The organism is Rhizobium acidisoli, assembly GCF_002531755.2.
GTDB lineage: Bacteria > Pseudomonadota > Alphaproteobacteria > Rhizobiales > Rhizobiaceae > Rhizobium > Rhizobium acidisoli.
In genome coordinates, this window is the sequence record NZ_CP034998.1 from 1,306,347 (window position 1) to 1,318,752 (window position 12,406).

Below are 12,406 nucleotides of genomic sequence, written 5' to 3' on the forward strand. Positions count from 1 at the left end.
TATTCTCAGTCCAGCCGCGTCCTAGAGTGCATGGACAAGCTTTCCCGAGACGTATGTCGCGATTGCCCGCCCGCTGAAGCGCGCATCTTCGAACGGCGTGTTCTTCGAGCGGGAGAGAAGCATGTCTTTGGCGACAAGCCAAGGCTCATCGAGATCGATCAGCGCGATATCGGCCGCAGCCCCCGGCTTCAGCGTGCCGGCGGGGAGGCCGAAAATCTCGGCCGGGCGGGTGGACATGGCGTCGATCAGGCGCATCAGGCTCACCTGGCCGCCATGGTGAAGCCTGAGAGCCGCCGCCAGCATGGTTTCGAGGCCGACCGCGCCGTCTTCAGCTTCGCCGAAGGGCAGGCGCTTCGTATCGACGTCCTGCGGGTCGTGCGAGGAGACGATGATATCGATCGCGCCGCTTGCCAGCGCCTCGACCATGGCGACCCGGTCGTCTTCCGGGCGCAGCGGCGGATAGAGCTTGAAGAAAGTGCGATATTCACCGATGTCGTTTTCGTTGAGCGCCAGATTGTTGATCGAGATGCCCGAGGTCACTGTGGCGCCACGGCTGCGGGCGCGTTCGATCGCCTCGACCGATTGCGGCACCGAGATCATCGCGGCATGATAACGCCCGCGTGTCAGTTCCGCGATCCTCAGATCGCGTTCGAGCGGGATGAGCTCGGCTTCTCTTGGAATGCCGGAGAGCCCGAGCCAGCTGGCGAAAAGCCCCTCATGCATGACGCCGTTGGCGCCAAGATATTTGTCACGCGTTTCGCAGCAGATGACCGCGCCGAATTCGCGCGCATAGGTCATGATCCGGCGCAGCACCTGCGTATCGTGGACGCTGGAATGGGCATCGGTGAAGGCGACGGCGCCTGCCTGCATCAAGAGGCCGATCTCGGTCATTTCCTCGCCGGCAAGTCCCTTGGTGAGGGCGGCGGCCGGATAGACGTTGACGGCGGCGGTATCGCGCGCCGTCTTCTTGACGAATTCGACGAGGGCGATGTCGTCGATCACGGGATCGGTATCCGGCATCATGATGATCGAGGTAACGCCGCCGGCTGCCGCCGCCCGGCTCGCCGAGGCGATGGTCTCGCGGTGCTCGCCGCCGGGTTCGCCGATATGCACGCGCGCATCGACGAGGCCAGGTGTGGCGACAAGGCCCGTGCAGTCGCGGATATTGGCACCTTCGGGTGCGCCCTGGTTCAGCGCGGCGCTGCCGGCAGCCAGGATCACGCCGTTTGCGGCGATGATCGTGCCCACCTCGTCGAGATTGCGCGACGGATCGACGATGCGGACGTTCTGGAGGACGATCGGGTTGCTCATGCCTTCAATCCATCGGTTCGGGGACCCTGGTTCTGCGAGACGAGCAGCGTCTCCATCACCGCCATGCGCACCGCGACCCCCATTTCCACCTGTTCGGCGATCACACTCTGCGGACCGTCCGCCACCTCGGAGGCGATCTCGACGCCGCGGTTCATCGGGCCGGGATGCATGACCAGCGCATCTTCCTTCGCCGACTTCAGCGTTTCGGCGTCGAGCCCGTAGAAGTGGTAGTATTCGCGCACCGAAGGCACGAAGGCACCGGACATACGCTCGCGCTGCAGCCGCAGCATCATCACCACATCGGCGTCCTTCAGCCCTTCCTTCATCGAATGGAAAACCTCGACGCCCATATCGGCGATGCCGGCGGGCAGGAGGGTGGCGGGCGCGACGACGCGCACGCGGGCGCCCATCGCATTGAGCAGCAGGATATTGGAGCGCGCCACGCGTGAATGCAGCACGTCGCCGCAGATCGCCACGATGATGCGCGAGAGCTTGCCCTTGGCGCGGCGGATCGTCAGCGCGTCGAGCAGCGCCTGGGTCGGATGTTCGTGCTGCCCGTCGCCGGCGTTGACGACCGAGCAGGAGACTTTCTGGGCGAGAAGGGCGGCCGCCCCCGCGCTCGAATGGCGGATGACCAGCACATCAGGGCGCATCGCATTCAGCGTCATCGCCGTATCGATCAGCGTCTCGCCCTTCTTCACCGAGGAATTGCCGACCGACATATTCATGACGTCGGCGCCGAGCCGCTTGCCGGCAAGTTCGAAGGAGGCCTGCGTGCGGGTCGATGCCTCGAAGAAGAGGTTGATCTGCGTCAGCCCGCGCAGCGTCGACGTCTTCTTCTCTCGCTGGCGGCTGATCTTGACGGCTTCATCGGCCTTGTCGAGCAGATAGGTGATATCCTGCTCGGTGAGGCCCTTGATGCCGATGAGGTGGCGGTGGGGGAAAAAGACCATGACCCTGCCTCTTGCTGTCTCTGGCGGGTCTATAAAGAGTGCTGCCCGCCGGGGCAAGCATGCGCTGTGGGCAAAGGCTTATGTCCCCATGCATTTTCGCCAAAATTCCGATAGAGCAGAATGAACCGAATCATAACTTCCGGTTTCCCTTTGCCGGGTTCTTACACTAGAAGCGAATTATGACCTCCGCCAACCGGACTGACGAAAAACTCGCAGAACTCAACCAGCCGAGCCTGTGGTCCGGCATCAACGCCTATCGGTCCGATCCGCTGATCGTCGATCTGACGGCGGCCCTGCCGCGCGGCATCCGCGAAGACCTGGAAAACATGGGTCGCTACGTCACCTCGCCGGAGGCGCAGGAGCTGGCGCGCATGGCGAACCAGGGCGCGCCGCAGCTGCGCACCCACGGTCCGCGCGGCGAGCGCCTCGACGTCGTCGAATTCCACCCTGCCTGGCATGCGCTGATGCGCCGCTCCATGTCGGTCGGCCTGCATTCTTCCGTCTGGGATCCGCAGGCCGATGCCGATGCCAAGGATGAGGCCCACAAGGTTCGCGCCGCCCGCTTCTATCTGACCGCGCAGCTGGAATCCGGCCATCTCTGCCCGCTGACGATGACCAGCGCCTCCGTTGCCGCGCTCTCCGCTTCGCCCGCCGTGCAGAAGGACTGGGCGCCCAAAATCCTCTCGCGCAAATATGATTCGTCGAACAAACCAGCCATGCAGAAATCCGCCGTCACCATCGGCATGGGCATGACGGAAAAGCAGGGCGGCACGGATGTGCGCGCCAACCGCAGCGCTGCCGAAAAGGTCAGCGAAGGCATCTACCGACTATCAGGCCACAAATGGTTCATGTCCGCGCCGATGAGCGATGCCTTCATCATGCTGGCGCAGACGAAGGAGGGCATGGGCTGCTTCCTCGTGCCGCGCTTGCTGGAGGATGGTTCGGCCAACGGCCTGCAGTTCCAGCGGCTGAAGGACAAGGTCGGCAACCGCTCCAACGCTTCTGCCGAAGTGGAGTTCACCGACACTTTCGGCTTCCTGCTCGGCGGCCCGGATGCCGGCATCCGCACCATTCTCGACATGGTGACGCTGACGCGGCTCGACTGCGCGCTGGCCTCGTCAGGCATGATGCGCGCCTCGCTCGCCGAAGCCGTACACCACACCCGCGGCCGCAGCGTCTTCGGCAAGATGCTCGTCAACCAGCCGATCATGACGCGCGTGCTGGCCGACATGGCGCTTGATGTCGCCGCCGCCACCGCTCTCTCCTTCCGCCTTGCCGACGCCTTCGACAAGGCGCGCGGCAATGCCGAGCAGGCAGCCTATGCCCGCGTCATGACGCCGGTCGCCAAATACTGGTGCTGCAAGATCGCCCCGGCGCTGATCTACGAGGCGATGGAATGCGTCGGCGGCAACGGCTATATCGAGGAACGCCCGATCGCCCGCCATTACCGCGAAGCGCCCGTCAACGCCATCTGGGAAGGCTCCGGCAACGTCATGGCGCTCGACGTGCTGCGCGTGCTCAACCGCGGCAAGGACCTGTTCGAGACGGTTTTCGCTGGTCTTGCCCGCGATCTCGGTCCGGCCGGCAAGAAGACGATCGACGTGCTGCGCGCCGCAATCGCGCTTTGCGAACAGGATGAGGGGGCCGCGCGCCTGCTCGTCGAGCAGCTGGCGCTTGCCGCCGGTGCCGCCGAACTCTATCGGCTCGGGGCAGGGCGCATTGCCGATGCCTTCATCGAGACGCGCCTTGCCGGCGGCTGGCGCTCCACCTACGGCATGCTCGATTCCCGCTTCGACGCCAGCTACATCGTCGATCTGCTCTATCCCCCGGCCGCCTGACCGCAGGCGGGGTATTGTTCACGTCGCCTCGTCGATCCAATCGATAGCGAAGCGCTCCGCCGACGGCTGCCCCTCACCCTAACCCTCTCCCCGTAAACGGGGCGAGGGGACGCGCCCCGCGAGACGCTGGCGAGGGATGGAGACGTTGCGGCATATCCCCTTCTCCCCGCGAGCGGGGAGAAGGTGCCGGCAGGCGGATGAGGGGCGGGCGTCGGCGATCTCCCGGACCTGGCTGGCCACACTTGTCCCGCGCTGATGCACGATCCAACACCGACTGTGGATGACGATCACTGTCCGTCGTCCGGCTGGTCGCAACGCTTCTCTTCCAGGTCGCCCTCCCAGCCTATGCCTGCGAGATCGGCGATCGCATTTTTCCGGCGGTGCTTCTCGATGAGGTTTCGTAAAGCCTGTTCGACGGCGGCCTCTTTTGTCGCCAATCCCGTGACGATCATTGCTGCGTCGAGCAAGCCATCATCGATATCGATCGTCGTCCGCATGACCACCTCGAGTATACCAATATCGTGAAGGTACACGCCCATCCGTTGGGATTCAACTTCACTGAAGGTGCCGTCGCCACAAACAAAAATCCGGCCGCGTCGCCGCGGCCGGATTGATCATTTACGTCCGAAAATCAGCGTTCAGAAGAAGCCACGGCGCTGCCACCAACCGGCCTTCTTCGGCTTGCCGTCGTCGCTTTCGCCATTTTCGCTGCGGGTGGATTTCACCGTCGGCTCGGAGGAGGTGATGTTGGATTCGCGGTTGGCGCGAACCGGCTTTGCCTCTTCCGGGGCCTCTTCCTGGGCGGGCGTTTCGAGATCGGCGGAGGCCTCGACCAACTCCGGCTCGGCTTTGGGGACAGGAGCTGCTTCTGCCACGAGCTCCTCCACAGGCGCTGCGGCGGCTTTGCGGCGGCCGCGGCCCCGGGCGGGCTTCACATCCTCGGCGACAACAGCCGCACCCTCGACAGCGGCGGCTGCGGCCTGACTTTCGCCAGCCTGCTCGGCAACCGCTTCGACCGTTTCGGCTTCTCCAGCAGCGCCGCCGTTCGAAACGTCGTCGGCTTCGCCTTCTTCGCCGCCTTCGTCACCGCCATTGTCTTCACCGGCTTCGCCGGCCGTCAGTTCGGAACCATCTTCGGCGCGGTTGCGGCGGCCGCCACGCTTGCCGCGACGGCGGCGCTTGCGGCGCTGCGATTCCTCGCTTTCAGCCAGCGTCTCGGTCGCGCCTTCGGTGGTTTCATCACCTTCGCCACCCTCGTCGTCGCTGTCTTCATCCTCGTCGCCGGCTTCGCCTGCTGCCGATGCCGGCTGCTCGGCATTGCCGTTGCGGCCGCGCCGGCGCCGACGGCGCTTGCGCTTCCTGTTGCCGTCACCTTCGCCTTCCGAGCGTGCCGCGACGGGTCGCTCGGTGGCTGCCGGCTTTTCCTCGAGTTCCTCGTCTTCGTCCTCATCCATTTCGATGACGATATCGTCGTCGTCATCCTCAGGAATGGCTGCGAAGTTGAAGAGCGTCTCGATCTTGACCGGGTTCTCCACGGCCTCGCCGCGATCGATGGCGAAATGCTGCGCACCGACCGAACCGTCCGCATCGATGACGATAGCGACGCCGAAACGGTTTTCGTAATCGATGATCGTCTGGCGCTTGTGGTTGAGCAGGTAGAGCGCAATGTCAGGCGTGGTGCGAACGCTGATGTTGTGCGTGGTGTTCTTGAGCAGATATTCCTCGATGCCGCGCAGGACATGCAGCGCGACCGAGGACTGCGAACGCACATGGCCGCTGCCGCCGCAATGCGAGCAGACCTGCGTGGTCGATTCGAGAACCGAGGCGCGGATGCGCTGGCGCGACATTTCCAGCAGGCCGAAATGCGAGATCCGGCCGACCTGGATGCGGGCGCGGTCGTTCTTCAGGCATTCCTTCAGCTTCTTCTCGACGGCGCGGTTGTTGCGCTTCTCTTCCATGTCGATGAAGTCGATGACGATCAGACCGGCAAGGTCGCGCAGGCGAAGCTGGCGGGCGATTTCCTCAGCGGCTTCCAGGTTGGTCTGCAGCGCGGTGTCCTCGATCGAGTGTTCGCGCGTCGAGCGGCCGGAGTTGACGTCGATCGAAACCAGCGCTTCCGTCTGGTTCATGATCAGGTAGCCGCCGGAACGCAGCGTCACCTGCGGCTGCAGCATGCGGTCGAGCTGGGCTTCGATGCCGGAGCGCGAAAAGATCGGGTGGATGTCGCGATAGGGCTGAACCACCTTGGCATGGCTCGGCATCAGCATCTTCATGAAGTCTTTCGCTTCACGATAGCCTTCCTCGCCTGCAACGATGATCTCGCCGATATCCTTGTTGTAGAGGTCGCGGATCGAGCGCTTGATCAGCGAGCCTTCCTCATAAACGAGGCAGGGAGCGGTGGACGCCAGCGTCAGCGTGCGCACGTTCTCCCAGAGGCGCATCAGATATTCGAAGTCGCGCTTGACCTCGACCTTGGTGCGGTTGGCGCCGGCGGTGCGCAGGATGACGCCCATGCCCTGCGGCACTTCGAGCATGCGCGCGATTTCCTTCAGGCGCTTGCGGTCGGCAGGGTTGGTGATCTTGCGGGAAATGCCGCCGCCGCGCGCCGTGTTCGGCATCAGCACGGAATAGCGGCCGGCAAGCGACAGATAGGTGGTCAGCGCTGCACCCTTGTTGCCGCGCTCTTCCTTGGCGACCTGCACCAGCAGGATCTGGCGGCGCTTGATGACTTCCTGGATGCGGTACTGCTTGCGCGGCTTGCGCTGCACGCGGTCCGGTACCTCTTCCATCGCGTCTTCGGCGCCGACGGATTCGATGACTTCCTCTTCGCCGTGATCGTCATCGTCGTCGTCGTCATCGTGGCGACGCTTGCTGGTGTCGACGTCTTCGGAGATCGAGTCGGTTTCGACCATGGCGGCCATCGTGCCGCCGGTCGAGCCGTCATCCTCGTTGTCGACGCTCGAAGCGCCTTCGGCTTCGACGTCTGTCGGAACGGCGTCCTCGGTCGCGGTCGTCTCGGCAACCGGCTCGGCGGCTTTCTTGCGGCTGCGGCGCGGTCTGGCCTTCTTGGCCGGCGCTTCCTCGGCGGCCTCGGGCGATGCAACGGCCTCCGCCGCTGCCGGCTCTTCCGTTACATCTGCCGTTTCCGGCGCCTCGGCCGGCACGATGCCGACATCCGGCTGATCCTGCTTGGAAAGATCGACCATCGGCGCGGTTTCGACGTGCTCGACGTCTTCGTCGCGGCGATGCTCCTCGGCTTCGGCCCGAAGCAGTGCCTGACGGTCGGCAAGCGGTATCTGATAATAGTCGGGATGGATTTCGGCGAAGGCCAGGAAGCCGTGCCGGTTGCCGCCGTAATCGACGAAGGCGGCCTGCAGCGAGGGCTCGACCCTCGTTACCTTTGCCAGATAGATGTTGCCGCGGATCTGCTTCTTGTGCTGGGACTCGAAGTCAAATTCTTCTATGCGGTTCCCGCGAACGACAACGACGCGCGTCTCTTCCTCGTGAGACGCATCGATAAGCATTTTGTCTGCCATGTAAGCTGTGCTCCTCGGCGTGGCCGCGAGAGCGCATTCCCGACTGCTGTTGAAACAGAAAGAATGCGGTCCACTGTAGCCGCGCCGGATAATGAAAGTCGCGCCTGATGCGAGGGGGAGGGCAGCAGCCAGACCGCAGCCGGAACCATTTCGGTCCGGGGCCTGTACACTTCAGATAAAACCTGCTGCGAAACCATCAACAACCAAGCGTGATCGACAAATACGAAGACCCGTTCGGGTCCGATGAGTTTGCTCCCTGAGAGCGTGGTGGCTGATCCACCAATGAATTCCGACAATAAGCCGGAAAATCAGGATCCAGTTCTAGGGATGAAGCGCATGAGACGGCGGACGATGACCGGTGGTGGCGCCAGGTCCTGATCTGGCTGGCAGCCTTTGCGGCGACTCTATCCCGTCAACACTTTACCCTAAAATTCGTTGTATGTTTTCTGTGTCACAATAGCAAGGGAAAAGCCAAATGTGCCATAATATTGATGGATTTCGTAACGCATAGAAACTGGGGATAAAGTGATTGCGATTCGGTAGGCCGCAAAGGGTGTTTCGTCCAGGCGACGTTCGACGCGGCCGGGTCGGCTCCATCACAATGCAGATAGGGTGTGGCGGTTTATTGTTTAAGAGGGCTCGGATCGCGGCGAAATCCGCAGGGCGGCGATCGACATTCGCTAGGCGGATTCTGACGGCGCTTTTGGCCGTCGGTCTGCTGCCGGCCGTTGCCGGTTCCGTCGCCGCTGGGGATCCGCTGCTTGCCTATGGCGCACGCATCGTCGGCGACGATGCGAGGACCCGCATCGTCATCGATTTCGATCGCGAACCGCGCTTCTCGGTGCACTATATCGCCAATCCGGAACGGATCGTTATCGACCTGCCGGCGACCGCCTTCGGTTTTCCGGCCAAGGATCTCGCCGCCCGCGGCCTGTTCAAGGATATCCGCTACGGCAAGATGGACGAGGAAAGCGCCCGCATCGTCCTGACGACGGCAGGGCCGGTGAAGCTGGCGCTCGCCAAGGTGCAGGCCGACGAGGCCGGCAAGGGGCATCGCCTCGTGCTCGATGCCGAGATGATTGACAAGCAGGCCTTTTCCGAACTGGTGAAAACGCAATCCTGGAGCGATCGAGCCTCGAACGATCAGGCCGAAGCGGCCCAGACGACGAGCGCCATTCCGGCGCCTGAGAAAGCCGCCCCCGGCGATTTCGTCATCGCCGTCGACGCCGGCCATGGCGGCATCGATACCGGCGCGATCGGGGTCGACACCAAGACCGAGGAAAAGCAGGTGACGCTTGCCTTCGCCAAGGCCCTGACCGAGCGGCTGAACAAGGAGCCGGGCATCAAGGCTTTCCTGACGCGCGAAGATGACGAGTTCCTGTCGCTGTCGCAGCGTGTGCTCATCGCCCGCCAGAACCATGCCGGCCTGTTCATATCGCTGCATGCCGACACGCTGAAGCAGAAGGATATTCGCGGCGCCACCGTCTACACCATCTCCGACAAGGCATCCGACAAGCTCGCCGCCGACCTTGCCGAACGCGAAAACCTCTCCGACCAGATTGCCGGCAAGGAGACGGTCGCCGAACCGCCCGAGGTCGCCGATATCCTGCTCGATCTGACCCGGCGCGAGACCCAGGCCTTCTCGATCTCGCTCGCCGAGAGCGTGCTGAATTCTTTCAAGGACCAGGTCGGCACCATCAACAATCCGCACCGCCACGCCGGTTTCCGCGTGCTGCAGGCCCCCGACGTGCCGTCGATCCTCCTCGAGCTCGGCTTCCTCTCGAATGCCGACGACGAGAAACTGCTGCTCGACGAGACCTGGCGCGGCAAGATCGTCGGTCTTTTGACCGACGCAGTGAAGCGCTACCGCGCCGCCGTCATCGCCAATGGCGGCTGATACCTGCCGACCCCATAAATCCATAGGGGTTGCGGGTCGGTGGAATCCATGAAAACAAAGACTTAATATCCATCGCATGACTCAAATTCTGAGCGGGATGGCTTGGATCGGCGGCGGGGACGGGCGTTGCTTGGATGTGACAGTCCTAATGAAACGCGCTTGCGGCGGTGAATGCGGCGGGCAGAGCCCTATTTTCCTCACAATCGCGCCGTTACTCCGGCTTATGTTTCCTAAGCTTGTGGCGCGGAATCGGCTTGTGGCGGTAGCGCTCATGGAGTAAGCCGCGCAACGTGCAAATTGCCTTGATCCGTGCAATCGTTGCGTTCTGCGCCGATTGAAGATCGAAGAGACCGGTAGCTGAAAATATGGTTAGACTTTTTGGATATTTCTTCGGAATGGCCTGCGTCCTGTTTCTGGTCGCGGCGGCGGGTGTTGCCATCTATCTCGCCAACGTTGCGAAGGATCTCCCTGATTATGCTGTTCTGAACAGCTATGCGCCGCCGGTGACCACCCGTGTCCACGCCGGCAACGGCGCGCTGATGGCCGAATACGCCAAGGAAAAGCGTCTCTTCCTGCCGATCCAAGCCATCCCCGACCGCGTTAAGGCGGCATTCCTGTCGGCCGAAGACAAGAATTTCTACAACCACCCGGGCGTCGATCTCACCGGTCTCGGCCGTGCCATCCTCGTCAACCTGCAGAATTTCGGTTCCGGCCGCCGCCCCGTCGGCGCGTCCACCATCACCCAGCAGGTCGCCAAGAACTTCCTTTTGAGCTCCGACCAGACGATCGACCGCAAGATCAAGGAAGCGATCCTGTCCTTCCGCATCGAGCAGGCCTACAGCAAGGACAAGATCCTTGAGCTCTACCTGAACGAGATTTTCTTCGGCCTGAATTCCTACGGCATCGCCGGCGCCGCGCTCACCTATTTCAACAAATCCGTCACCGAGCTGACCGTTGCCGAAGCCGCCTATCTGGCGTCCTTGCCGAAAGGCCCGGCCAATTATCATCCTTTCCGCCATCCGGAAGCTGCGCTCGAGCGCCGCAACTGGGTGATCGACCGCATGGTCGAGAACGGCTATGTCAGCCAGAGTGACGGCGAAGAAGCCAAGAAGCAGCCGCTCGGCGTCACTGCCCGCACGACCGGCCCTTCGCTTTTTGCTTCGGACTATTTCGCCGAAGCGGTGCGCCGCCAGCTGATCGACCAATATGGCGAGAAGGTCCTCTATGAGGGCGGCCTTTCGGTGCGCACCTCGCTCGATCCGCAGCTGCAGCTTGCTGCCCGCAAGGCGCTGCAGGATGGTCTCATCACCTATGACGAGCGCCGCGGTTTCCACGGCCCGATCAAGCAGATCGACGCAAGCGGTGACTGGGGCAAGGCGCTTGCCGATATTCCGGCACTTGCCGACGTGCCGGAATGGCGGCTTGCCGTCGTGCTCGCCGTCTCCGACAGCACCGTCGATATCGGCCTGCAGCCGGCCAAGGATGGAAGCGGCAAGGTTTCGCCCGACCGTCAACGCGGCACCATCGACGCCAAGAACATGCAATGGGCCTTCCGTTCGGCCGATGCCGCCCGCAAGAGCACGAAATCGCCGGTCGGCGCCGTCGCCCCCGGTGATGTCGTCTATGTCGCAAAGCTCGGCGGCGACGCTTCGACCTCCTATCGCCTGCAGCAGCCGCCGAAGGTGCAGGGCGGCCTGGTCGCCATGGATCCGAAGACCGGCCGCGTGCTCGCCATGGTCGGCGGCTTCTCCTATGCCCAGTCCGAATTCAACCGCGCCACCCAGGCGATGCGCCAGCCGGGCTCCTCGTTCAAGCCTTTCGTCTATGCGGCGGCGATGGACAATGGCTATACGCCGGCGTCCGTCATCATGGACGCGCCGATCGAGATCGTCTCGGGCGGCCAGGTCTGGAGGCCGGAAAACTACGGCGGCGAATCTGGCGGCCCGTCGACACTGCGTTCGGGCATCGAGCATTCGCGCAACCTGATGACGGTGCGCCTGGCCAACGATCTCGGCATGAACATCGTCGCCGAATATGCCGAGCGCTTCGGCATCTACGATCACATGCTGCCGGTTCTCTCCATGTCGCTCGGCGCCGGCGACACGACGGTGCTGCGTATGGTCTCGGCCTATTCGGTCATCGCCAATGGCGGCAAGCAGATCAAGCCGACATTGATCGACCGAATCCAGGACCGTTACGGCAAGACGATCTTCAAGCATGAGGAGCGTCTGTGCGAGGGCTGCAATGCCGGCGACTGGCAGAATCAGGAAGAGCCGAATGTCGTCGACAACCGCGAAACCGTTCTCGACCCGATGACCGCCTATCAGATCACCTCGATGATGCAGGGCGTCATTCAGCGCGGCACCGCCGCCGGCAAGATCGATCTCGGCGGCCGCGACGTGGCCGGCAAGACCGGCACCACCAACGACGAGAAGGATGCCTGGTTCGTCGGCTTCACGCCGGATCTGGTCGCCGGCCTCTATATGGGCTTCGATACGCCGGGCCCGCTCGGCCGCGGCGGCACGGGCGGCGGTCTCTCCGCCCCGATCTTCAACGAATTCATGCAGGCCGCCGTCAAGGACACGCCGGAATCGAAGTTCGTCATTCCGCCGGGCATGAACCTGATTTCAATCGACCGCAAGACCGGCATGGCCGCCGTCGACGGCGATCCGAACACCATCATCGAGGCCTTCAAACCAGGCACCGGCCCGGCCGACAGCTTCAACGTCATCGGCATGGACAGCACCATGGCGCCGGAAGAGATCCTGAAGACCTCGCCGCAGGCAAACCAGGCCGTCCAGACCGGCACACCCGGCCTGTTCTGACAATCGCCGAATTTTGAACGCCCGCCGCGGCTCTTTACATCCGCGG

Annotated in this window: 7 protein-coding genes; 3 read left to right on the forward strand and 4 right to left on the reverse strand. The window is 63.1% G+C overall.

The genetic code is table 11. The features are described 5' to 3' along the window. Positions 1-21: 21 nt before the first annotated feature. Complete coding sequence (locus CO657_RS06530) at positions 22-1,311, reverse strand: dihydroorotase (RefSeq protein ID WP_054181890.1); 1,290 nt, start codon at positions 1,309-1,311, stop codon at positions 22-24. Next, positions 1,308-2,264 (reverse strand): aspartate carbamoyltransferase catalytic subunit, encoded by a 957-nt coding sequence (locus tag CO657_RS06535; RefSeq protein ID WP_054181891.1) that lies wholly within the window; start codon positions 2,262-2,264, stop codon positions 1,308-1,310. The genes CO657_RS06530 and CO657_RS06535 overlap by 4 nt, the downstream gene beginning before the upstream one ends. Before the next feature lie 179 nt (positions 2,265-2,443). Between CO657_RS06535 and CO657_RS06540 the strand changes: the two genes are divergently transcribed. Next, positions 2,444-4,102 (forward strand): acyl-CoA dehydrogenase family protein, encoded by a 1,659-nt coding sequence (locus tag CO657_RS06540; protein ID WP_054181892.1) that lies wholly within the window; start codon positions 2,444-2,446, stop codon positions 4,100-4,102. 287 nt (positions 4,103-4,389) lie between these two features. On the opposite strand, the gene CO657_RS06545 is transcribed toward CO657_RS06540, so the two are convergent. Together CO657_RS06545 and CO657_RS06550 are read right to left on the reverse strand one after the other, a co-directional pair. Continuing rightward, positions 4,390-4,599, reverse strand: a complete 210-nt coding sequence (locus CO657_RS06545; protein WP_012557352.1) for a type II toxin-antitoxin system VapB family antitoxin — start codon at positions 4,597-4,599, stop codon at positions 4,390-4,392. A gap of 141 nt (positions 4,600-4,740) precedes the next feature. After that, complete coding sequence (locus CO657_RS06550) at positions 4,741-7,638, reverse strand: Rne/Rng family ribonuclease (protein ID WP_054181893.1); 2,898 nt, start codon at positions 7,636-7,638, stop codon at positions 4,741-4,743. A gap of 625 nt (positions 7,639-8,263) precedes the next feature. Between CO657_RS06550 and CO657_RS06555 the strand changes: the two genes are divergently transcribed. Both CO657_RS06555 and CO657_RS06560 read left to right on the forward strand, forming a co-directional pair. After that, the gene (locus tag CO657_RS06555; RefSeq protein WP_054181894.1) at positions 8,264-9,535 is read left to right on the forward strand and encodes an N-acetylmuramoyl-L-alanine amidase; all 1,272 of its coding nucleotides are present in this window, start codon (positions 8,264-8,266) and stop codon (positions 9,533-9,535) included. Between the two features lie 365 nt (positions 9,536-9,900). Beyond that, positions 9,901-12,360 carry a penicillin-binding protein 1A gene (locus CO657_RS06560; protein WP_054181896.1) on the forward strand — a complete coding sequence of 820 codons (2,460 nt, stop codon included), beginning with the start codon at positions 9,901-9,903 and terminating at the stop codon, positions 12,358-12,360. The last annotated feature ends 46 nt before the right edge of the window (positions 12,361-12,406 follow it).